The 19852-nt window shown below is 60.2% G+C and carries 25 protein-coding genes; 7 read left to right on the plus strand and 18 right to left on the minus strand.

The genetic code is table 11. The features are described from left to right. Positions 1 to 4: 4 nt before the first annotated feature. The 3 genes from accB to FDG13_RS04355 all read right to left on the minus strand — a co-directional run bounded on the left by accB (position 5) and on the right by FDG13_RS04355 (position 1723). On the minus strand, positions 5 to 463 hold the full coding sequence (gene accB, locus FDG13_RS04345) for an acetyl-CoA carboxylase biotin carboxyl carrier protein (protein ID WP_180125578.1): 459 nt from the start codon (positions 461 to 463) through the stop codon (positions 5 to 7). Between the two features lie 118 nt (positions 464 to 581). Continuing rightward, on the minus strand, positions 582 to 1043 hold the full coding sequence (locus FDG13_RS04350; protein ID WP_255435088.1) for a TlpA disulfide reductase family protein: 462 nt from the start codon (positions 1041 to 1043) through the stop codon (positions 582 to 584). An 86-nt stretch (positions 1044 to 1129) separates the two neighbouring features. Further along, complete coding sequence (locus FDG13_RS04355) at positions 1130 to 1723, minus strand: hypothetical protein (RefSeq protein WP_180125580.1); 594 nt, start codon at positions 1721 to 1723, stop codon at positions 1130 to 1132. Positions 1724 to 1807: 84 nt separating this feature from the next. Between FDG13_RS04355 and mpl the strand changes: the two genes are divergently transcribed. Beyond that, on the plus strand, positions 1808 to 3211 hold the full coding sequence (gene mpl / locus FDG13_RS04360) for a UDP-N-acetylmuramate:L-alanyl-gamma-D-glutamyl-meso-diaminopimelate ligase (RefSeq protein WP_180125581.1): 1404 nt from the start codon (positions 1808 to 1810) through the stop codon (positions 3209 to 3211). Between the two features lie 155 nt (positions 3212 to 3366). On the opposite strand, the gene FDG13_RS04365 is transcribed toward mpl, so the two are convergent. Then, positions 3367 to 4509 (minus strand): 3-deoxy-7-phosphoheptulonate synthase, encoded by a 1143-nt coding sequence (locus tag FDG13_RS04365; RefSeq protein ID WP_180125582.1) that lies wholly within the window; start codon positions 4507 to 4509, stop codon positions 3367 to 3369. On the opposite strand from FDG13_RS04365, the gene FDG13_RS04370 reads away from it, so the two are divergent. Continuing rightward, the gene (locus tag FDG13_RS04370; protein WP_180125583.1) at positions 4508 to 4672 is read left to right on the plus strand and encodes a hypothetical protein; all 165 of its coding nucleotides are present in this window, start codon (positions 4508 to 4510) and stop codon (positions 4670 to 4672) included. The two genes, FDG13_RS04365 and FDG13_RS04370, sit on opposite strands and share 2 nt — an antisense overlap. Positions 4673 to 4706: 34 nt before the next feature. Here FDG13_RS04370 and tldD read toward each other — a convergent pair whose 3' ends face one another. The 4 genes from tldD to tyrS all read right to left on the minus strand — a co-directional run bounded on the left by tldD (position 4707) and on the right by tyrS (position 9353). Continuing rightward, on the minus strand, positions 4707 to 6167 hold the full coding sequence (gene tldD, locus FDG13_RS04375; RefSeq protein ID WP_180125584.1) for a metalloprotease TldD: 1461 nt from the start codon (positions 6165 to 6167) through the stop codon (positions 4707 to 4709). A gap of 76 nt (positions 6168 to 6243) precedes the next feature. Further along, entirely contained in the window at positions 6244 to 7398 is a 1155-nt protein-coding gene (rodA, locus tag FDG13_RS04380) for a rod shape-determining protein RodA (RefSeq protein ID WP_180125585.1), read from the minus strand. A gap of 27 nt (positions 7399 to 7425) precedes the next feature. After that, positions 7426 to 7884 carry a D-aminoacyl-tRNA deacylase gene (gene dtd / locus FDG13_RS04385; RefSeq protein ID WP_180125586.1) on the minus strand — a complete coding sequence of 153 codons (459 nt, stop codon included), beginning with the start codon at positions 7882 to 7884 and terminating at the stop codon, positions 7426 to 7428. A 224-nt stretch (positions 7885 to 8108) separates the two neighbouring features. Next, positions 8109 to 9353 carry a tyrosine--tRNA ligase gene (gene tyrS, locus FDG13_RS04390; protein ID WP_180125587.1) on the minus strand — a complete coding sequence of 415 codons (1245 nt, stop codon included), beginning with the start codon at positions 9351 to 9353 and terminating at the stop codon, positions 8109 to 8111. Positions 9354 to 9534: 181 nt separating this feature from the next. Here tyrS and FDG13_RS04395 point away from each other — a divergent pair, with 181 nt between their 5' ends. Together FDG13_RS04395 and FDG13_RS04400 are read left to right on the plus strand one after the other, a co-directional pair. Beyond that, positions 9535 to 10866 carry a M23 family metallopeptidase gene (locus FDG13_RS04395; protein WP_180125588.1) on the plus strand — a complete coding sequence of 444 codons (1332 nt, stop codon included), beginning with the start codon at positions 9535 to 9537 and terminating at the stop codon, positions 10864 to 10866. 50 nt (positions 10867 to 10916) lie between these two features. Next, the gene (locus tag FDG13_RS04400; protein ID WP_180125589.1) at positions 10917 to 12053 is read left to right on the plus strand and encodes an anhydro-N-acetylmuramic acid kinase; all 1137 of its coding nucleotides are present in this window, start codon (positions 10917 to 10919) and stop codon (positions 12051 to 12053) included. A gap of 65 nt (positions 12054 to 12118) precedes the next feature. Here FDG13_RS04400 and erpA read toward each other — a convergent pair whose 3' ends face one another. From erpA to rplM, 5 genes are all read right to left on the minus strand, one after another. Continuing rightward, entirely contained in the window at positions 12119 to 12484 is a 366-nt protein-coding gene (gene erpA, locus FDG13_RS04405) for an iron-sulfur cluster insertion protein ErpA (RefSeq protein WP_180125590.1), read from the minus strand. A gap of 57 nt (positions 12485 to 12541) precedes the next feature. Next, entirely contained in the window at positions 12542 to 12952 is a 411-nt protein-coding gene (locus FDG13_RS04410) for a polymer-forming cytoskeletal protein (protein ID WP_180125591.1), read from the minus strand. 10 nt (positions 12953 to 12962) lie between these two features. Next, entirely contained in the window at positions 12963 to 13700 is a 738-nt protein-coding gene (locus tag FDG13_RS04415) for a hypothetical protein (RefSeq protein WP_180125592.1), read from the minus strand. A 76-nt stretch (positions 13701 to 13776) separates the two neighbouring features. Then, a complete protein-coding gene (rpsI, locus tag FDG13_RS04420; RefSeq protein WP_180125593.1) occupies positions 13777 to 14169 on the minus strand; it encodes a 30S ribosomal protein S9 in 393 nt (130 codons plus the stop codon). Between the two features lie 9 nt (positions 14170 to 14178). Further along, entirely contained in the window at positions 14179 to 14607 is a 429-nt protein-coding gene (gene rplM, locus FDG13_RS04425; RefSeq protein WP_180125594.1) for a 50S ribosomal protein L13, read from the minus strand. A 198-nt stretch (positions 14608 to 14805) separates the two neighbouring features. On the opposite strand from rplM, the gene FDG13_RS04430 reads away from it, so the two are divergent. After that, on the plus strand, positions 14806 to 15804 hold the full coding sequence (locus FDG13_RS04430) for a 23S rRNA (adenine(2030)-N(6))-methyltransferase RlmJ (RefSeq protein ID WP_180125595.1): 999 nt from the start codon (positions 14806 to 14808) through the stop codon (positions 15802 to 15804). A gap of 1 nt (position 15805) precedes the next feature. Here FDG13_RS04430 and FDG13_RS04435 read toward each other — a convergent pair whose 3' ends face one another. The 5 genes from FDG13_RS04435 to FDG13_RS04455 all read right to left on the minus strand — a co-directional run bounded on the left by FDG13_RS04435 (position 15806) and on the right by FDG13_RS04455 (position 18773). Next, positions 15806 to 16432, minus strand: a complete 627-nt coding sequence (locus FDG13_RS04435) for a 2-hydroxychromene-2-carboxylate isomerase (protein ID WP_180125596.1) — start codon at positions 16430 to 16432, stop codon at positions 15806 to 15808. Then, entirely contained in the window at positions 16429 to 16566 is a 138-nt protein-coding gene (locus FDG13_RS04440; RefSeq protein ID WP_370528161.1) for a DUF1289 domain-containing protein, read from the minus strand. Before FDG13_RS04440 ends, FDG13_RS04435 begins: the two co-directional genes overlap by 4 nt. A 110-nt stretch (positions 16567 to 16676) precedes the next feature. Continuing rightward, positions 16677 to 17192 (minus strand): YbaK/EbsC family protein, encoded by a 516-nt coding sequence (locus tag FDG13_RS04445; RefSeq protein ID WP_180125598.1) that lies wholly within the window; start codon positions 17190 to 17192, stop codon positions 16677 to 16679. Beyond that, entirely contained in the window at positions 17189 to 18100 is a 912-nt protein-coding gene (locus FDG13_RS04450) for a hydroxymethylglutaryl-CoA lyase (RefSeq protein ID WP_180125599.1), read from the minus strand. Before FDG13_RS04450 ends, FDG13_RS04445 begins: the two co-directional genes overlap by 4 nt. Positions 18101 to 18209: 109 nt before the next feature. Continuing rightward, positions 18210 to 18773 (minus strand): helix-turn-helix domain-containing protein, encoded by a 564-nt coding sequence (locus FDG13_RS04455; protein WP_180125600.1) that lies wholly within the window; start codon positions 18771 to 18773, stop codon positions 18210 to 18212. Positions 18774 to 18836: 63 nt separating this feature from the next. Between FDG13_RS04455 and FDG13_RS04460 the strand changes: the two genes are divergently transcribed. Both FDG13_RS04460 and FDG13_RS04465 read left to right on the plus strand, forming a co-directional pair. Continuing rightward, complete coding sequence (locus FDG13_RS04460; protein WP_180125601.1) at positions 18837 to 19535, plus strand: AzlC family ABC transporter permease; 699 nt, start codon at positions 18837 to 18839, stop codon at positions 19533 to 19535. Positions 19536 to 19540: 5 nt separating this feature from the next. After that, entirely contained in the window at positions 19541 to 19846 is a 306-nt protein-coding gene (locus FDG13_RS04465; RefSeq protein ID WP_180125602.1) for an AzlD domain-containing protein, read from the plus strand. Positions 19847 to 19852: the final 6 nt, after the last annotated feature.

Genomic DNA, 19852 nt, shown 5'->3' on the forward strand with positions numbered 1-19852 from the left:
GGCATCATTCGATGATGAACAAGGGTTGACCGTATTCCACAGCCTGGCCGTTGTCAGCGAGGATGCGTTTGATCGTGCCACTCTTGTCTGCCTCAATTTCATTGAGGATCTTCATCGCCTCAATGATGCACAAGGTGTCACCTTCCTTGACGGCATCACCAATTTCCACAAAGGACTTGGCACCAGGTGAAGCCGAACGGTAGAAGGTGCCTACCATCGGGGACTTGGTCACATGACCTGTTTCAGCGACCTCAGCTGGCGCAGCCGGACTGGCCGACTCCATAGACACTGAGGGCGCCGCTACGGGTGCCATCGCGGTTGGCGCAGCGGTTTGAACATACTGGGGGACCATCGTGCCGCCTTTGACAATGCGGACTTTGCCTTCGGCCTCGGTGATTTCGAGTTCTGAGACGTTTGATTCTGACACCAGGTCGATCAAAGTTTTGAGTTTTCTAAGGTCCATGACTTCTCCAACGAACGGTAAGGAAATTTGGTTGACAGAGCTTCAATTTCCACTAACTCATTGCAAATTGCCGTCAAATCAACCCAAGACACACTATTTTACAACCAGAACGGCATGCTCACGACAGCTCGGCCTGTCGCCATGCAGCCAGATCCTGGGGGGTTAACTGGCCTATTTTACGGTGCCGCACATCGCCTGCGGAGCCAAACACCACGGTAAATGGCAGCCCGCCACTCACATTACCCAGTGAGCGACTCAGGTCTGTGCCCTCAAAACCGGCCATGGCAACCGGAAAAACCAAGGGACTGTGGGCCAAAAAACGCTTCACGGGCGCAACCTGATCCACCGCCAAACCCAGAACTTGCCAACTTTTGGAAACATTTTCAGCATAAAAGGCATTCAGTAATGGCAACTCCGCCAAACACGGCGGACACCAGGTGGCCCAAAAATTCAGCACAAGAGGTTTACCCCTGAATCCCGCCATCTGGAGAGGCGAGCCATCCACCTGGTTGAACTTTTGCTGCCAAAAAGCCCGCTCGGCGGGAGTCAAAGCCGCTTTGGCATCGGGCGTGCGTTGCATCACACCCATCGCGCCACCCGCCGTCAACACCACACCAGCTGCCGTCAGCCAAGATCTGCGCGACCAGCCTGCCGCCTTCTGCGGGGTCATGTCACCACCTCCCCAAGCAAGCGAAGCAAGGCTTGGCGATCACCACGCGGCACCCGCCCTTTGGCGTCAGGCAGTAACGCACCACGCACATCGTCACGGTCGTAAATCATCAAATGCACACCCACTTCTTCGTTCAAATCGGCACAAAACGCATGAACACTCAAGGCCTCCACACTGTCGCCGTTGAAGCCCGTCACCGTGCGCGGCACATAACTGACCCGTCTGTCGATCAGCGCAATTTCGGCAGATTTGCAATCGTCACAAAACAATTGCAGGTAGATGTCGGACAAACGTGTGGCCGTGCCATGCCACACCGCCCCACCCAGATAGGGACGGAATTCCTGCAAACGACCCATCCAGACCAGGGCCAAACGGCGCAACGCCAACAACTCCTGCGGCTGGGTGTCGGCACAAAACACCGAGATGTAGTCACGCACCGCCTCTTCGACCAGGTCATTGCCTGGCAAGGCCACACGGGCATTCAAACCCAAGGCCTTGACCGCGCGGCGCTTGGCCGGGCCATATTCCAGCCCCTCCTCCACGACCCAACGCGCCGCTTGTGCGGCAATCTCGCTTTGAACATCACTCATAGAAGGCGGATTCTGCCCTGATTCAAAACGCTGCCAGATTGTGGGGAGAGCAAGTGTCTGTGTGCGGGTCTTTAAAATCCACCGATGCACATTCATATTCTGGGTATTTGCGGCACATTCATGGGCGGCCTGGCCGCCTTGGCGCGGGAGGCGGGTCACCGGGTTACCGGTTGTGATGCGGGGGTCTACCCCCCCATGAGCGATCAGTTGCGCGCCCTGGGCATCGAGCTCATCGAAGGTTTTGGCGCAGAACAACTGAGCTTACATCCTGACGTGTTTGTGGTGGGCAATGTGGTCAGCCGCGCCCGCCTGGGCGACGGCACCCCCAAATTCCCGCTGATGGAAGCCATTCTGGACGCCGGCCTGCCCTACACCAGCGGCCCACAGTGGCTCAGTGAACACATTTTGCAGGGACGCCATGTGGTGGCGATTGCGGGCACCCACGGCAAAACCACCACCACCGCCATGACCACCTGGATTTTGGAACAGGCGGGCTTGATGCCTGGTTTTCTGGTGGGAGGCGTGCCGCTGAACTTTGGCGTCTCGGCCCGGCTTGGCCAGGGCAAGGCCTTTGTCATCGAAGCGGACGAGTACGACACCGCGTTTTTTGACAAACGCAGCAAGTTTGTGCACTACCGCCCGCGCACCGCAGTGCTCAACAACCTGGAGTTCGACCATGCCGACATCTTTGAGAATCTGGCGGCGATTGAGCGCCAGTTTCACCATTTGGTGCGCACCGTCCCGGGCGCAGGTGCCCACGGCAGCGGTCGGGTGGTGGTCAACGGGCTGGAGGAAAGCCTGGCCCGGGTGTTGCACCAGGGCTGCTGGAGCGAGGTGCGCAGTTTTGGCGCAGCAGTCAGCGACTTTGCCGCTGCCGGCCCCGCGCATGACTTTGATGTGTTGCACCAGGGCCGGGTGGTCGGTCATGTCAGCTGGGGCCTGACCGGTGTGCACAACCAGCTCAACGCGCTGGCGGCGATCGCAGCGGCCGAGCATTTGGGCGTGGCGCCAGACGCTGCTGCAGCGGCGCTAGGCAGTTTCGAGAATGTCAAACGGCGTATGGAAGTGCGTGGCACGGTAGCGACAGACGATGGTGGCAAGGTGACGGTATATGACGACTTTGCGCATCACCCGACCGCCATTCGCACCACCCTGGATGGTCTGCGCAGCAGGTTGAGCCCTGGGGAACGCATCCTGGCGGTGTTCGAGCCGCGCTCCAACACCATGAAACTCGGCACCATGAAGGCGCTGCTGCCCTGGAGCCTGGAAAGTGCCGACCTGTCGTTTTGCCACAGCGCCGGGCTCGGCTGGGACGCCGCGGGCGCCCTGGCGCCGATGGGTGACAAGGTCCTGGTGAGTGACCAACTCGACGAGCTGGTCAGCGCCGTGACACGTGTCGCCCGCGCCGGAGACCACATCGTGTGCATGAGCAATGGCGGCTTTGGGGGCGTGCATGCCAAGCTGCTCAAAGCACTACAAGATAAATAGCAATATGCCCTTTATAAATAAGGGACAGAGGCCAAAAATAGCATTGATCTTGATGCACCTCGGCATGGCACTCCCGCTGCACCCCAGCTGAATCACCGTGGTTTTTATCGCTGGGCGGGTGCCGCACCCGCCACAGCGCACGACACACCGTCAGGTCAGCGTGCTCGGCGTTGCAACACCGCTTGTGACAACACTTCCAGCGTTTGCAGGGAATCATCCCAGCCCAGGCAGGCGTCGGTGATGCTCTGGCCATAAGCCAGTTTGTCGGTCTTGTCCTTGCCAGGGGTAAATTTCTGTGCACCCGCATTCAGGTGGCTTTCCACCATGACACCAAACACCTGCCGGGAGCCTGAGCTCAACTGCGCGGCGATGTCCCGTGCCACCTCCAGTTGTTTCTCGTGTTGTTTGCTGCTGTTGGCGTGGCTGCAATCCACCATCAGCGTCTGTGGCAACTTGGACTTGGCCAGCTCGGCACAGGCCTGGGCCACACTGGCAGCGTCGTAGTTGGGCGTCTTGCCACCACGCAGGATCACGTGGCAGTCCTTGTTGCCCTTGGTCTGGACAATCGCCACCTGACCGTTTTTGTGCACCGACAAAAAGTGGTGGCCACCAGCGGCGGCGTGGATGGCGTCGGTGGCAATCTTGATGTTGCCGTCGGTGCCGTTCTTGAAACCAATCGGTGCCGACAGGCCCGAGGCCAGCTCGCGGTGCACCTGGCTCTCGGTGGTACGCGCGCCAATCGCGCCCCAGGAGATCAGATCGCCCAGGTACTGTGGCGAGATCACATCGAGGAACTCGCTGGCAGCAGGTAGACCCAGGCGGTTGATGTCGATCAGCAGCTGGCGTGCGATGCGCAGGCCTTCGTCAATGCGGAAACTCTCGTCCAGGTACGGGTCGTTGATCAGGCCCTTCCAGCCCACGGTGGTACGGGGTTTCTCAAAATAGACACGCATCACAATTTCGAGCGAGTCGGCGTATTTGTCGCGCTGCACTTTCAGCTTGCGGGCGTACTCCAGCGCCGCTGCCGGGTCGTGGATGGAACACGGGCCAATCACCACCAGCAGCCGGTCATCCTTGCCACCCATGATGTGGTGGATGTTGCGCCGGGTGGTGCTGATCATCTTTTCAACCGGTGTGCCATGGATTGGGAAAAACCGGATCAGGTGTTCTGGGGGGGGTAACACGGTGATGTCCTTGATGCGTTCGTTGTCGGTTTCACCGGTTCTGTCGGTGGTGTTCACGTTCAAAGAACTGGCCCAGGCATCCTGGTCGGGAGAAACAACGGCTTTGGCATTCATGGAAGATTTCCTTGCAAGGTTGACATCAAAAGCACAAAAAAAAACCGCCGGGAGAACCGGCGGTTGGGAGGAATCAGGACGTTTTATCTGGGTACGTTCAGGACTCTCGGCCGCCGAAGGGGCTGGAGAACCAAAAGTAGCTAAAGAAAAAGGTCACGGATAACATGGTGAAGACTGTAGCACAGTCGCCAGAGGCCTCAGGCGGTGCCGCCCACGGTCAGACCGTCGATGCGCAAGGTCGGCTGCCCGACACCCACCGGCACACTCTGGCCTTCTTTGCCGCAGGTGCCCACACCGCTGTCGAGCCTCATGTCGTTGCCGATCATGCTGACCCGTTTGAGGCATTCCGGCCCACTGCCGACCAGGGTGGCGCCCTTGACCGGGTACTGGATCTTGCCGTTTTCCACCCAGTAGGCCTGGCTGGCCGAAAAGACGAACTTGCCCGAGGTGATGTCCACCTGGCCACCGCCAAAGTTGGTGGCGTACAAGCCCTTTTTGATGCTCGCGACAATTTCCTCAGGCGCTTTGTCACCACCAAGCATGTAGGTATTGGTCATGCGCGGCAGCGGCACATGGGCGTAACTCTCGCGACGGCCATTGCCGGTGGGTGCGACACCCATCAGGCGCGCGTTCATCGCGTCCTGGATGTAGCCTTTGAGGATGCCGTCTTCAATCAGCACATTACACGCACTGGCATTGCCTTCGTCGTCCACATTGAGGCTGCCGCGGCGGTCTGCCAGGGTACCGTCGTCGAGCACGGTCACACCTTTGGCGGCCACGCGCTGGCCGATCCGGCCGCTGAACGCGCTGGAGCCTTTACGGTTGAAGTCACCTTCCAGGCCATGGCCAATCGCCTCATGCAGCAGGATGCCGGGCCAGCCCGGGCCTAGCACCACGGTCATTTCACCTGCCGGCGCCGGGCGCGCTTCCAGATTGGTCAACGCGGCGCTGACCGCCTCGTCCACGTATTTTTCGATCAAAGCGTCGTCAAAATAGGCAAAACCAAAACGGCCGCCACCACCGGCCGAGCCGACCTCGCGACGGCCTTTTTGCTCGGCAATCACCGTCACACTCAGGCGCACCAGCGGGCGCACATCGGCGGCCAGGGTGCCGTCGGCACGCGCCAGCAACACCACATCGTGCTCGGCTGCCAGACCTGCCATGACCTGCGCCACGCGCGGGTCCTTGGCACGGGCGAGCTTCTCCACCTTTTCCAGCAGGGCCACCTTGGCGGCGCTGTCCAGGCTGATGATCGGGTCTTGGCCGCCGTACAGTGAACGCGAAGACGCTATTTTTTTGGAAGCTACTCGCGCTTTTCTACCAAGGGCTGCAGCTGAAATCGTGCGTACCGTGTTGGCGGCATCCATGAGCGAGGCTTCAGAAATATCGTCCGAGTAGGCAAAGGCAGTTTTTTCGCCACTGACGGCGCGCACACCCACACCCTGATCGATGGAGAACGAGCCGGTCTTGACGATGCCTTCTTCCAGGCTCCAGCCCTCGCTGCGGGTGTACTGGAAATACAGGTCGGCTTCGTCGACCTGATGCGCCTTGATGGCCGCCAGGGCCCGGCTCAAATGGGTTTCATCCAGCCCAAACGGGGTCAACAACAAAGACTTGGCAACGCCCAGGCGTGCAATGGTAGGTTCACGTGAAATCATGCGGGCGATTCTAGGGCTTGGGGTCATTGGCAGCGGATGGCGCTGCGGCGCAACCCCAAGACCCTTGCGGCATCGCTCAGGACTGCACCAGCCGGTGCGACTTGGCAATCGACATCAAAATGCCCAGCCCCAGCCCAAGCGTCACCATCGCGGTGCCGCCGTAGCTGATGAACGGCAGCGGCACCCCCACCACCGGCAAGATGCCACTGACCATGCCCATGTTGACAAAGGCGTAGCAGAAAAAAATCATGGCCATCGCCCCTGCGAGCAGCCGGGTGAATACCGTGGGCGCCTCCAAGGCAATCGCCAATGCACGCAGCACCAGGAAAATGAACGCGGCAATCAGCAGCAGGTTGCCGACGAGGCCAAACTCTTCGGAGAACGCGGCAAAGATGAAGTCGGTGGTGCGCTCGGGAATGAACTCCAGGTGGGTCTGCGTGCCTTGCATGAAACCTTTGCCCCACACCCCACCCGAGCCGATGGCGATCATGCCCTGAATGATGTGAAAACCCTTGCCCAGCGGGTCACGCGTCGGATCCAGCAAGGTGCAGATGCGCTGCTGTTGGTACTCACGCAGCACCACCCAGCGCACCCCATCAGCGCACAACTGGGGCTCAAACACCACCAGCAAAGTGATACCAACCAGGCCCAGCAACAAAGGCGGCGCCACCAGCTTCCAGCTCAGCCCGGCAAAAAAGATCACCGACAAACCCGCCGCCAGCACCAGCAGAGAGGTGCCCAGATCCGGCTGCTTCATGATCAACCCCACTGGCAGCGCCAGCAACAGGCCGGCCACCAGAAAGTCCAGCGGGCGCAACTGGCCTTCTCTTCGCTGGAACCACCAGGCCAGCATCAAAGGCATGGCGATCTTGAGGATTTCACTGGGCTGGATGATCACCCCGATATTGAGCCAGCGTGTGGCGCCTTTTTTGGTGATCCCCATCACGGCCACGGCAAGCAGCAGGGACACCCCCACCACGTAGAGCGGCACCGCCAGACTCATCAAACGCTGCGGCGGTATCTGAGCCACCACAAACAAAATGGCACCAGCAATCAGCATGTTTCGCCCGTGATCCATGAAACGGGTGCCGTGGTCATAACCCGAGGAGTACATGGTGAGCAGCCCTGCGCAGGCCAGCAAGATCACCCCAAAAGCCAACAGACCGTCAAAACCGGCTACCCAGGGGGCCAAGCGACGCAGCAGCGAGGGACGTTCAAAAGCGAAGGACATGTTGGGATTATCCGGTGCCAGGGCAGCTCACGCCGTCATGCGCAGCGGAATCGTGACAGGCCCGTCGTTCACCAGATGGACCTGCATGTCGGCGCCAAACTCACCAGTCTGCACCACCGGGTGCAAACGGCGTGCCTGCGCCACCACATGCTCAAACCAGCGCCGGCCCTCATCGGGAGACGCGGCAGCGCTGAATCCTGGCCGGTTGCCGCCCGAGGTGTCGGCGGCCAGCGTGAACTGGCTCACCAGCAACAGGCCCCCGGCATGCCCCTGACCGTCCATGTCCTGCAGGCTGTGGTTCATCTTGCCAGCGGCATCGCTGAAGATGCGTAACTTGAGGATCTTGGCCAGCATCCGGTCACACACGGCGGCGTTTTCGTCGGGCTCGGCGCACAACAGCACCACCAGGCCAGCGTCAATCGCGCCAATCACCTGACCGGCCACTTCAACGCGGGCGGAGCGCACCCGCTGCAACAACGCGATCATGGGCGCCTGACTTTCATCACACGCCTCCCCGCCCGCATGGCGTGGCAGGTGTTGGCAAACGTTTTGGGGGGATCAGCTGGGGTCTGCATGGGTGAGGCGTGTCGACAAGCTTTGGCAACGAAAGTTCTGTGCGGCAAACGAAACACTACATCTTATATAGCTGCTACCCCTTATCCAATAAGGGCTAGAGGCACAAAAAATTCGCAACACAGCGCCCCAAGCCCTTAACCCAGAGTCACCCGTGCGAACTTGCGTTTGCCCACCTGCAGCACATAGGTGCCGGCGCCCAGCTTCAGACCCTTGTCGCTGACCACATTGGCGTCGATGCGTACACCACCGCCGTCGATCAAGCGGTTGCCTTCGCCACTCGATGCGGCCAGCCCGGCCGATTTGAGCAAGGCACCAATGCCCAACGCGGCACCACCCTCACCCAGCGGCAGGCTGATTTCGGGGATCTCATCCGGGATACCACCTTTGCTGCGGTTGATGAAGTCCTGCTCGGCCGCATCGGCCGCCGCCGCCGAGTGGAAGCGTGCCGTGATTTCCTTGGCCAGCGCCACCTTGGCGTCCTTGGGGTTGCGCCCGCCAGACACCTCGGCCTTGAGTGCCGCAATCTCGGCCTCGGACTTGAAGCTCAAGAGGGTGTACCAGCGCCACATCAGCACGTCGGAAATGCTCAGGCACTTGGCAAACATGGTGTTGGCGTCTTCGGAAATGCCGATGTAGTTGTTCTTGCTCTTGGACATCTTCTCGACGCCGTCCAGGCCTTCGAGCAGTGGCATGGTCAAAATGCACTGCGGCTCCTGGCCGTACTCGGCCTGCAAGGTGCGCCCCATCAGCAGATTGAACTTCTGGTCGGTACCGCCCAGCTCTAGGTCACTCTTTAACGCCACGCTGTCATAACCTTGCATCAGCGGGTAGATGAACTCGTGCACGGCAATCGGTGTGCCTGCCTTGAAACGGTCATGGAAGTCGTTGCGCTCCATCATGCGCGCCACGGTGTAACGGCTGGCCAGCTGGATCAGGCCACGCGCGCCCAGCGGGTCACTCCATTCGCTGTTGTAACGAATTTCGGTCTTGCTCGGGTCCAGCACCAGCGAGGCCTGGCGGTAATAGGTTTCGGCGTTGACCTTGATCTGCTCTGGGGTGAGTGGTGGTCGCGTGCTGTTGCGCCCTGACGGGTCGCCAATCATGCTGGTGAAGTCACCAATCAAGAAGATCACCGTGTGGCCCAGGTCCTGCAGCTGGCGCATCTTGTTGAGCACCACGGTGTGGCCGATGTGGATGTCGGGCGCAGTGGGGTCGAGACCGAGCTTGATACGCAGTGGTGTACCGGTGGTTTGGGAACGCGCCAGCTTCTTGACCCACTCTTCTTGGGGGATCAATTCTTCACAGCCGCGCAGCGTCACCGCCAGCGCCTCACGGACGTGATCAGAAACGGTAAAGTCAGGGGTTTGGGTAGTAGTCATAAGGGTTTTCCCGCATGCATCCTGCGGGTAGGGGTTTATACTCAGTCGCTGTTTTAAGCGTGATTTTAAATGGGTGTTTTTCGGGGGTTTGAGCAGCTGTTTGTTGCACGCAATCCACGTACGCCAACAACAGGATGCTCCCTTGATCAACTCAGCCCTGAATCGTGGCCAAGCTTTGCTGATGAGCTCTGTCGCCACAGCAGCCAAATACCCCAAACACCTCACCGCGATTGTCACCGCCACCCTGCTGGCCGGCGGCGGCGGCGCTTGGGCGCTGGCCTCTCTCGGGCCGGATGTGTCCGAATTGCCGGTGCAAATGGTGCTGGAGGCCGTGCAACCCCAGTTACCACCTGAGGCGACTGAGCTTGACACACCCGCCTTGAATCTCTACCGCTCGGACCTCACGCGCACCACCGACACGGCCGACACCTTGCTTAAACGCATGGGGGTAGATGATCCGCAAGCGGCGCAGTTTTTGCGCACCAACCCGATGGCCCGGCAAGCCCTGTTCAGCCGCAGTGGCCGCCACGTCAGTATTGAAACGGTGGACACCCACCGGCTTGGCAAACTCAGCGCGCGCTGGAGCCCCGACGAGGGCACCCATTTCCAGCGCCTGGTGGTGGAGCGTGATGCCAAGGGGTTCAGCGCACGCCTGGAATCTGCTCCTCTGGTGGCCAGCACACGCCTGGCCAGTGGCACCATCCAATCCTCTCTGTTTGCGGCCACCGATGAAGCGGGTTTGCCCGATGTGGTAGCCAGCCAATTGGCTGAACTGTTCTCGGGCGACATCGATTTTCGCCGCGCATTACGCAAGAACGACCGTTTTAATGTGGTTTACGAGGTGCTTGAAGGTGACGGCGAACGCCTGCGCACGGGAAGAGTTCTGAGCGCCGAGTTTGTCAACGCGGGCAAAGTGTTCCAGGCCATGTGGTTTCAGCCTCCGGGCAAGGACAGTGCCGGGCAAGCGTATCGGGGCGGCTACTATGCCCTGGACGGCCGCAGCCTGCGCCGTGCTTTCCTGAGTTCTCCAGTGGCCTTTTCGCGGGTCAGCAGCGGTTTTGCCATGCGTTTTCACCCGATCCTGAACCAGTGGCGCAGGCACCTGGGCACCGACTTTGCGGCCCCCACCGGCACACCGGCTCGAACCGTGGGTGATGGTGTGGTGAGTTTTGCGGGGGTACAAAACGGTTATGGCAATGTGATCTTCATCCAGCACCGCAATGCCACGGAGACGGTCTACGCCCACCTGAGCAAAATTCTGGTCAAACGCGGCCAGACAGTGACACAAGGTGACACCATTGGTCTGGTCGGCTCGACCGGTTGGGCCACTGGTCCCCACCTGCACTTCGAGGTGCGTGTCGCCGGGGTGCAACAAGACCCGATGGCCATGGCGCAAAAGAGCGAGACAGTGCCGGTGCCCGTCGCCGCCCTGCCCGTCTTCAAACAGGTCGCCAGCAACGTGAAAACCCAGTTGCAAGCAGCGGCCAGCCTGCAATCTACCCGGTTTGAGTGAACCCCAGCGCATGATGAGCCGGGACTGAGACCTCAGCGCATTGCCGCAGCATGGCAGAGTATTGCATCGGCCTGATGTCGGGCACCTCGCTAGACGGTGTTGATGGTGTTCTGGTGGATTTCTCAGACGCCAAGCTTCACGTCCTGGCGCGTGCTTCCCTGCCATTTGAGCCCTTGTTCCGCGCCGAATTACTGGCACTCAACAGTCCAACACACAACGAGTTACACCGAGCCGCGCTGGCTGGCAACCAGATTGCCGCAGCCTATGCCCAGGTGGTCCAGCAACTGCTCGAACAAGTAGCCTCCTCGGCAAGTGACACGATCAAGATCAGCGCCATTGGCGCCCATGGTCAGACGGTGCGCCACCAGCCCCACAGAACATCCAATGACGCAGCGGGTGTTGGCTACACACTTCAGCTCAACAACCCAGCCCTGTTGGCAGAACTGACGGGCATCACGGTGGTCGCCGACTTTCGCAGCCGCGACATCGCCGCGGGGGGGCAAGGTGCACCACTGGTCCCCGCGTTTCATCAGTTTGTTTTTGGACAAGCCGGCACCACCGTGTCGGTGCTGAACCTGGGCGGCATCGCCAACGTGAGTGTGCTGCCTGCCAACCCGAGCGAACCAGTGCTAGGGTTTGACTGCGGCCCGGGCAATGCCTTGATGGATGCCTGGTGCCAACAGCAGACCGGCCAACCTTTTGACACCGGTGGTGCCTGGGCCGCCAGCGGGCAGTGCCTGCCCGAGCTGTTGGCACGGCTGCGCGATGAACCCTATTTCAACCAGGCCCCACCCAAAAGTACGGGCCGTGATCTGTTCAGCCTGACCTGGTTACAAAACAAACTGCAGGGGTTTGCCAGCTCACGCGGCCAGGACATCCAGGCCACTCTGACAGAATTGACTGCCAGCGCTTGTGTGGATTGTGTCAACAGCTATGCAAAAGAGAGCAAATTGCTGGTCGTGTGCGGGGGGGGCGCCTTCAACACCGAGCTCCTGAGGCGCCTGCAGGCCGGACTGCCTCAGCTGCAAGTCACCACCTCGGACCAGCACGGTCTGCCTGCGCTCGACGTGGAGGCTGCGGCATTTGCCTGGCTGGCACGCCAAGCCATCCAGCGCCAACCAGGCAATCTGCCCAGCGCCACCGGTGCGGCAGGCCCCAGGGTTCTGGGAGCCATTTACCCCGCCTGAGCAACAACCAGGCATAAAAAAACCGCCCGGTCAGGCGGTTTTTTTATGGGGAAGACAGGGCTTGATCAGTTCGAGAAACTCGAGCCACAGCCGCAGGTGCTGGTGGCATTGGGGTTCTTGATGACAAACTGGGCGCCTTGCAGGTCTTCCTTGTAATCAATCTCGGCGCCGACCAAGTACTGGTAACTCATGGCATCGATCAACAGCGACACGCCGTTTTTGGTCATGGTGGTGTCGTCATCGTTGACAATTTCATCAAAGGTGAACCCGTACTGAAAGCCTGAGCAGCCACCACCCTGGACAAACACACGCAACTTCAGATCAGGGTTGCCTTCTTCAGCAATCAGGTCAGCCACCTTGGCGGCCGCGCTGTCTGTGAACAGGATCGGGGCGGGCATTTCGGTTTGAATGGCTTCAGCAACAGCGCTCATACAGGTCTCCAGGAAATTGAGTGGGGCAATCCTACAACAAGTTGGTCAACAGCAGGCTCACGGATTGTTTGCCGTCAATTTGAGTGTGGGCTTTCCCTCCAGCAACTCCTGCACATCGTCGACGATGGGGCACAGCCGCCCATCCACCATGGCGCCCTGGTGCATTTCGAGCATCTTGTAAGTCACATCGCCGGTGATGCGTGCCTTGGGTTGCAGTTCCAGCAAGACACGGGCATGCACCGGCCCGCGTACCTGTCCGTTGACTATGACATGGTCTGCCAGCACTTCTCCGGTCACTACAGCCGACTCCGAGATCACCAGAATACTGGGCTGCTCCGCCACACCGGTGACATTGCCCCGGATCTCACCATCCACACGGGAACCCTCGCTGAAACTGAAATTGCCATCCAACTGGCAGCCCTGGGCAATCAGGCTTTTGATGGGCGGTTGCTTCTTTTTATTGAACATGAGACACCTTTTAGGGGATGGAGATGGTTTGCTGCGCACGCACAGTTTGCCCATTCAGCACTTTGACGGTGACCGATTTCACCACCGTCTGTGCTGGGGGCGAATACACACCCTCAACCCGTCCGTATTGTTTAATTTTGACATTCAGGGCACCACCGACTGGGTTGCCCGTCCAGGCTTTGCCATTGGACAGACCTGCAAACACCAGCTCCAAACGACCTTCAAATTCAACCGGGTTCTTCATCCCTTGAATCACCAGCACCTGCCACTTGAGATCACCAGAGGCCAAGCGTTCCGCCTGCAAACCACGGATGGCGAGTGCGCCTGCGTTGCCATCCACGGCTGGGATCAATTTTTCAAAAAAGCCCAAATCATCCTTGAGCCGCTGGTTCTCCAGCATCAACTGCCGGGTGGTTTCGGTCAGCTTGTCACTGGTCACTTTGGTGGTGGTCAGCACCGTGTCGGCGGTATTGGCCACGGACTGGGCCTGATCACGCTCGGCGGTCAAAATTTCGATGCGGGCTTTCAGTGCCTCGTTGTCGAACTGCAATTGCTGAAATTGCGCTTTGCTGCCGTGGTCGACGCCAGCGATCTCCTTGCCAAGCTCAAACGCCCACAGACCGATGGCGGCACAAAAGCCCGCCACCAGCGCCAGCACAGCCCAACGAAATGGCCATGGCAAAGCACTGCGCACCGCCATGCGCGGCGCGCTGACGGTGAGTCGTCGCATCAACAGTTTGAATCGCATCAGGTAGCCCCAGGCATCAAAATGCAAACAGCCGCCAGAACTTGCATCCAGGCGGCTGTTGTGATCGAAGCGGAAATTAACGCTTGGAGAACTGCTTGCGACGGCGAGCACCGTGCAAACCGACCTTCTTACGCTCAACTTCGCGGGCATCGCGGGTCACGAAACCAGCTTTGCTCAACTCGGGCTTGAGGGTTGCATCATAGTCGATCAGGGCACGGGTGATACCGTGGCGCACCGCACCGGCTTGACCCGATTCACCGCCACCAGCCACATTGACCATGATGTCAAAGGTTTCAGCGTGGTTGGTCAGCATCAGGGGCTGCTTGCAGATCATGATCGAGGTTTCGCGGCCAAAGAACTTTTGAATGTCTTTGCCGTTGACGACGATTTGGCCGGAGCCCTTCTTCAGGAAAACACGAGCGACGCTGGATTTGCGACGACCGGTACCATTGTTCCATTCACCAATCATGTGAGCTCCTTAGATTTCCAACACTTTGGGTTGCTGGGCAGTGTGCGGGTGCTCTGCACCACCGTACACCTTGAGCTTCTTGATCATGGCGTAGCCCAGGGGACCCTTGGGCAGCATGCCCTTGACGGCTTTTTCCAAAGCGCGGCCAGGGAACTTGGCTTGCATGTCACGGAAGTTGGTGGAGCTGATGCCACCTGGAAAACCGGAGTGGCTGTAATAGATTTTGTCGAGGGACTTGGCACCGGTCACGCGCAGTTGAGCTGCGTTGGTCACGATGATGAAGTCGCCGGTATCGACGTGAGGCGTGTAAATGGCCTTGTGTTTGCCGCGCAAACGGAGAGCAACTTCGCTGGCTACTCGTCCGAGGACCTTGTCGGTCGCGTCAATCACAAACCACTCGTGCACGACCTCAGCGGGTTTTGCGCTGAAAGTTGACATGAGATTTCTCTTTTCTACAGAGGGTTTGGAGGGCTCTTTTCCACGGTCGGCGTTCCTCTGATGGGAATCTCTTAGGTGGGGAATCACTCGGCACACGGCCCATTGGGACGCTACTGAGACGCTTCGCCGCGGAGCCACAAAAGCGCTGCGAAGCCGAGCATTATACAAATTTCCTGGGCAACGCGGTAACATCGACGGATGTTCAGTTATCGCCACGCCTTTCATGCCGGCAACCATGCCGATGTCCTCAAGCACACTGCCTTGCTGGCGGTGCTGCGCCACATGACCCAAAAGGACACGGCGCTCAACGTGTTTGACACCCATGCCGGAGCGGGCTTGTACCGACTGGACGGTGATTACGCCCAGACCAGCGGCGAGGCGGCCGATGGTTACCTCAAACTGCTGGCCGCCCTCGCGCCCACGGCCTCTACAGAAAACAAGGCGTCAGCCCCCACCCCTCAAGGACAGGCCGCTACGAATAGTGCAGCAGCCAAACCTGGCGCCACCAAAAGCGCCAAGCCAGCCGCCGTGGCCCCGGCGTTACAGGACTACCTGGACCTGGTGGCCAGCTTCAACAAAGCCGGCAGCCACAAGGTGTACCCGGGCTCACCTTTCATCATCCACCACCTGCTGCAGGAGCGTGACCGGGATCGCCTCAAGTTGTTTGAGATCCACCCGACCGATGCCAAAACCCTGGGCGCCAACATCGCGCAGCTCAATGCCGGGCGCTCGATTGCAGTGCTGCAGGAAGACGGGTTTGAGGGGCTCAAGAAGTTTTTGCCACCCCCGTCGCGCCGGGCGCTGGTGCTGTGTGACCCAAGCTACGAAATCAAGAGCGACTACCCGCGTGTGGTGGACATGCTGACCGACGCGGTCAAACGTTTTGCTACCGGCACCTACATGGTCTGGTACCCGATCATCCCGCGCCCCGAAGCACATGACCTGCCGCGCAAGCTCAAGACCCTGGCCAACCGCGAAAAGCTGCCCTGGCTCAACGCCACACTCACCGTCAAATCCAGCAAGCTGGGCCACGACGAGGCCGGTGAGGTGGTGCGCCCTGGCCTGCCCGCCAGCGGGGTCTTTGTGATCAACCCACCCCACACGCTCAAAGCCGCATTAACTGCCGCGTTGAGCCAGGCCGCGCAGTTTCTGGCGCAGGGCAAACACAAGGCGTTTGAGGTGGAGTCGGGCAACTAGCTTAGGGCCAGCTGCGAACCTGATCGGTCGCCGCCCAGGCGCTGTTGAACCAGGCATCACCCTGCAGATAGGCCTTGAGCATGGGCAAGGCGTCCAGGCCCCAGAACAGTTTGCCATCCACCTCGAAGGTGGGCACCCCGAACACTCCGTTGGCGATTGCATCGTCGGTATGGGCGCGTAACTGGCTCTTGACCAGCTCATCATTGGCATCACGCTTGGGAGCCAGCTGCCCGGTCAGCGTCTGCAGGCGGTCTGCATCCGCCGCATCAGCCCCCCCCTGCCAGACATGGCGAAAAATGTTTTCGCACACATAACGGTTGGGTAAGCCGGACTCGCTGCAGGCCAGCGCCAAGCGCAGCAAGCCAATCGGGTTGAACGGATGCTGCGCTGGCAGTTGCAGCTCCAGCCCGTGTTGACGCGCCAGCCACAACACATGGCGGTAGGTCCATTCGCGTTTTCCGGGAATCTCAGCCGGACCGAGCTGGCCATGGTGCTTGAGCAGCGCGGCGAACAGCACCGGTTTGTAGCTCACGCTGTAACTCTGCCCCATCAGCGCCTCGGGCAGGGTCTCAAACGCCAGATAGGCGTAAGGCGAGATGAAGTCCAGGTAAAACGTGATGTGTTTCATGCGCTGTGCTGCGCCAGGCGCGCCTCGATGTTGAGCCAGATGGCGCGGCGTTGCTGGCTGTCCGCGCTGCCCCATATGCGGATTTCGTCCAGGGTGCGCAGGCAGCCCTGGCACAGGGCGGTGTCCTCGTCCATCTGGCACACCGACAGACAGGGCGACGGCACAGGATTGAGGTCATTTTGGCCTCTAGCCCTTATATCCATAGCGCTAACAGCTAGAAATTTCATAGCATCCTGAGACAACATCAAATCACCTCCTGCAGCGCAATGTCAACGATGGGCGCGCCGGTCAGATGCGCCAAGTCATCGGGGTGCAACTTGAACACCCCGTGCGGGTGGCCCGCTGCGGCCCAGATCTCTTCAAAACGCAGCAGGTCGCGGTCGATCAGTGTCACAGGCAGCGTGGCATGGCCCACCGGCGACACCCCGCCAATCGAGAAGCCGGTGCTGGCTTTGACAAAGTCGGCGTCGGCGCGGCCGAGTTTCTGGCCGTCGGCACACACCAGCGCCTGCACCTTTTTTTCATCAACCCGGCGGTCGCCCGAGGTGATGACCAGCACCGCGGCGGCGTCGGGTTTGCGCTTGAAGATGATGCTTTTGGCAATCTGTCCGAGCTGGATGCCCAACGCGTCAGCCGCCTGCTGGGCGGTGCGGGCGGCGTCACTGAGCATCACCGGCGCATGCGGGTGGCCTTTGTCGCGCAGCACCTGGGTCACACGTACCACGCCCTCGGGCAGGGGTTTGGAAACTACTTGGTTCATGATGTCAAACGTTGGTTGAACAGCGCTTTGCCAGCGCGTGAGTTGCTTGGGCGGCCCAGGTAATCGCTGATGAACTGGCCCGCGTTGATGAGTTGGTCCAGGTCAATGCCGGTCTCGATGCCCATGCCGTGCAACAGGTAGACCACGTCTTCAGTCGCTACATTTCCAGTAGCACCTTTGGCATACGGGCAGCCGCCCAGACCCGCCACCGAGGTATCAAACTGCCATACCCCCATCTGCAGGCAAATCAGGGTGTTGGCCAGCGCCTGGCCGTAGGTGTCGTGGAAATGGCCCGAGACTTGGTTGATGTCAAAGTGCTTCAGGGTGGCCTCCATCGCGCGCTGCACTTTCAAGGGGGTGCCCACACCAATCGTGTCAGCCACACCCACATGCTGCACGCCAATGCCTTTCATGAGCCCGGCCAGATAGTCCACCCGCTCGGGCGCGATGTCGCCTTCGTAAGGGCAGCCCACGGCGCAGCTCATGGCACCGCGCACAAAAATACCTGCGGCGCGGGCGGCAGCCACCACCGGCGCAAAACGCTCGATGCTCTCGGCGATGCTGCAGTTGATGTTTTTCTGGCTGAAGGCCTCGCTGGCGGAGCCAAACACCACAATTTCATCGGGCTTGGACAACAGGGCCGCCTCAAAACCTTTCAGATTGGGCGTCAGCACCGAGTAGCGCACACCCGGCTGGCGCGCGATGCCCGCCATGACCTCCGCGTTGTCGGCCATCTGAGGTACCCATTTGGGGCTGACAAAACTGGTGACTTCGATCTCTTTCAGACCAGCGGCCTGCAGGCGGTGCACCAGCTCGATCTTGATCGCAGCGGGCACCAGCTGTTTTTCGTTCTGCAGGCCATCGCGTGGGCCCACATCAACCAGTTTGACTTGAAGAGGATAGGACATAAACAAATGCTCAAGCAAAGACGGACACGACAACCCCGCCCAGTGACACCAACCGATGCAGTGTAGCCATGCGCCAACCGAGGTGCTGCCCGCAACAACCCTAGGCCCCCTAGGTGTAGTCCATCATCAGGATGGCGCGGGTATTGGGCTCCAGCGCCTCGTAAGAATGGGCCGTGTCTGCGGGGTAGGACGCATAGTCTCCTGGCAGCAGCTCAATGGTTTTGCCGTCAGGCCCGACGCTGGCTCGACCGCTCAGCACAATGACATGCTCCACCGTTCCTGCCGCATGGGGGAGCGATATTTTGGAGATGCCGGGCTCGAAATCGATGCGGTAAATGTCCCGGCGAACCCGTGGTGGACACGCCGAGAGCAGAACCGCCTCATATGCCGCATCTGTCGCACGCGTCGCCATCCCCTGCGACGCACGGATCACTTGCACCGGCACAACGGGCGGGTCAAGCAAGCGGCTGAACGGCAGGTTCAAACCCATCGCCAGCGCCCACAGGCTTTCCAGCGATGGGTTGCCAACACCCGCCTCCAGCTGGGAGAGGGTGGACTTGGCCACACCAGCCTTGCGGGCCAGCTCTGAAATCGACAACCCGGCCTGTTCCCGCTCACGTTTGAGCGCCGCCGCAATGGCGGGCAAAGGGCTTGTTTCGGATTCTTTTGACATGTTTTTTATAAAAAACGATTGTTCTGTTTGACATTCAAATCCAATTCGTTCATTATATTGAACATGCGATCTTTATTCAAAACACTTGACCGCGCCACGTTGGGCGACATGGGTCTGGTCTGCCTGGCAGACGGCGTTGTGGGGATGTCATTTGGCGCCATCGCGGTCTCTGGCGGCTTGCCCCTGTGGTTTCCCGTGGCGCTGTCGATCCTGGTTTTTGCGGGTGGGGCGCAGTTTGCAACGGTAGGTGTGCTCTTGGCGGGCGGCGACCCTGTGACGGCTGCCATGACAGGCCTGGCGCTCAACGGCCGCCTGCTGGCTTACGGCCTGACCGTGTCCGAGTTGCTTGGCCAAGGCTGGATGGCGCGCCTGCTGGGGGCCCATTTCATTCTGGACGAGTCGGTGGCCTTTGCGATGAAGCAAACCGACCCAGCGGCCAAACGCGCGGCGTTCTGGGTCTGCGGCATCCTGATTTTTGGGGTGTGGAACCTCGCGGTCCTGGCGGGAGCACTGGCAGGGCAAGCCATTGGCAGCGCCAGCAGCCTGGGTCTGGACGCGGCTTTCCCCGCCCTGTTATTTGCCCTGGTCTGGCCTGCACTGTCCAACGGGACAACCCGTCGTCGGGTGTTGGCAGGGGGCGCGTTGGCGCTGATCAGCGCTCCGTGGGTGGCACCCGGCTTACCGGTGTTGGTGGCGCTGTTGGCTGTCGTGCCGTCCGCGCTGCGAACAGGCCAGACCGCCACACCCCCAACGAAAGCGTGAACCCAATGCACCAAGCCCTCTGGATTCTGGCCATCGGCACACTGTGTTGTCGCGTGGCAGGCCCTTTCTTTGCCGATCAACTCCGCTTGACAACGCGTTGGCAAGCCTTGCTCTCAGAGGCGGCCATCGTGCTGCTGTGCGCGCTGGCCGCGGTGTCCAGCCTCTGGGATGGCGACCACTTTGCGGGATGGGCACGGCCCATCGGCGTTCTGGTCGGCATGCTCTTGGCCATGAGGCAGGCCGCTTTTCCCGTGGTGGTGCTGGCCGCTGCCGGTGTCACGGCAGGCTTGCGCTACTGGGGTTGGGCCTGACGGATC

The organism is Rhodoferax sp. BLA1 (assembly GCF_013416775.1).
In the GTDB taxonomy this organism is placed as follows: Bacteria; Pseudomonadota; Gammaproteobacteria; order Burkholderiales; family Burkholderiaceae_C; genus Rhodoferax.

Excerpts from the sequence above, each read along its gene's own strand:
- tldD (WP_180125584.1), bottom strand. The coding sequence starts at position 6,167 with ATGATTTCACGTGAACCTACCATTGCACGCCTGGGCGTTGCCAAGTCT.
- FDG13_RS04435 (WP_180125596.1), bottom strand. The coding sequence starts at position 16,432 with ATGAAACACATCACGTTTTACCTGGACTTCATCTCGCCTTACGCCTAT.
- mpl (WP_180125581.1), top strand. The coding sequence starts at position 1,808 with ATGCACATTCATATTCTGGGTATTTGCGGCACATTCATGGGCGGCCTG.
- FDG13_RS04465 (WP_180125602.1), top strand. The coding sequence starts at position 19,541 with ATGCACCAAGCCCTCTGGATTCTGGCCATCGGCACACTGTGTTGTCGC.
- erpA (WP_180125590.1), bottom strand. The coding sequence starts at position 12,484 with ATGAGCGCTGTTGCTGAAGCCATTCAAACCGAAATGCCCGCCCCGATC.
- FDG13_RS04350 (WP_255435088.1), bottom strand. The coding sequence starts at position 1,043 with ATGCAACGCACGCCCGATGCCAAAGCGGCTTTGACTCCCGCCGAGCGG.
- FDG13_RS04415 (WP_180125592.1), bottom strand. The coding sequence starts at position 13,700 with ATGCGATTCAAACTGTTGATGCGACGACTCACCGTCAGCGCGCCGCGC.
- FDG13_RS04460 (WP_180125601.1), top strand. The coding sequence starts at position 18,837 with ATGCGATCTTTATTCAAAACACTTGACCGCGCCACGTTGGGCGACATG.
- FDG13_RS04430 (WP_180125595.1), top strand. The coding sequence starts at position 14,806 with ATGTTCAGTTATCGCCACGCCTTTCATGCCGGCAACCATGCCGATGTC.
- FDG13_RS04370 (WP_180125583.1), top strand. The coding sequence starts at position 4,508 with ATGGAAGATTTCCTTGCAAGGTTGACATCAAAAGCACAAAAAAAAACC.
- FDG13_RS04400 (WP_180125589.1), top strand. The coding sequence starts at position 10,917 with ATGGCAGAGTATTGCATCGGCCTGATGTCGGGCACCTCGCTAGACGGT.
- FDG13_RS04445 (WP_180125598.1), bottom strand. The coding sequence starts at position 17,192 with ATGAACCAAGTAGTTTCCAAACCCCTGCCCGAGGGCGTGGTACGTGTG.
- rplM (WP_180125594.1), bottom strand. The coding sequence starts at position 14,607 with ATGTCAACTTTCAGCGCAAAACCCGCTGAGGTCGTGCACGAGTGGTTT.
- FDG13_RS04365 (WP_180125582.1), bottom strand. The coding sequence starts at position 4,509 with ATGAATGCCAAAGCCGTTGTTTCTCCCGACCAGGATGCCTGGGCCAGT.
- FDG13_RS04450 (WP_180125599.1), bottom strand. The coding sequence starts at position 18,100 with ATGTCCTATCCTCTTCAAGTCAAACTGGTTGATGTGGGCCCACGCGAT.
- FDG13_RS04440 (WP_370528161.1), bottom strand. The coding sequence starts at position 16,566 with ATGGACGAGGACACCGCCCTGTGCCAGGGCTGCCTGCGCACCCTGGAC.
- rodA (WP_180125585.1), bottom strand. The coding sequence starts at position 7,398 with ATGTCCTTCGCTTTTGAACGTCCCTCGCTGCTGCGTCGCTTGGCCCCC.
- FDG13_RS04395 (WP_180125588.1), top strand. The coding sequence starts at position 9,535 with ATGAGCTCTGTCGCCACAGCAGCCAAATACCCCAAACACCTCACCGCG.
- rpsI (WP_180125593.1), bottom strand. The coding sequence starts at position 14,169 with ATGATTGGTGAATGGAACAATGGTACCGGTCGTCGCAAATCCAGCGTC.
- FDG13_RS04455 (WP_180125600.1), bottom strand. The coding sequence starts at position 18,773 with ATGTCAAAAGAATCCGAAACAAGCCCTTTGCCCGCCATTGCGGCGGCG.
- accB (WP_180125578.1), bottom strand. The coding sequence starts at position 463 with ATGGACCTTAGAAAACTCAAAACTTTGATCGACCTGGTGTCAGAATCA.
- dtd (WP_180125586.1), bottom strand. The coding sequence starts at position 7,884 with ATGATCGCGTTGTTGCAGCGGGTGCGCTCCGCCCGCGTTGAAGTGGCC.
- tyrS (WP_180125587.1), bottom strand. The coding sequence starts at position 9,353 with ATGACTACTACCCAAACCCCTGACTTTACCGTTTCTGATCACGTCCGT.
- FDG13_RS04410 (WP_180125591.1), bottom strand. The coding sequence starts at position 12,952 with ATGTTCAATAAAAAGAAGCAACCGCCCATCAAAAGCCTGATTGCCCAG.
- FDG13_RS04355 (WP_180125580.1), bottom strand. The coding sequence starts at position 1,723 with ATGAGTGATGTTCAAAGCGAGATTGCCGCACAAGCGGCGCGTTGGGTC.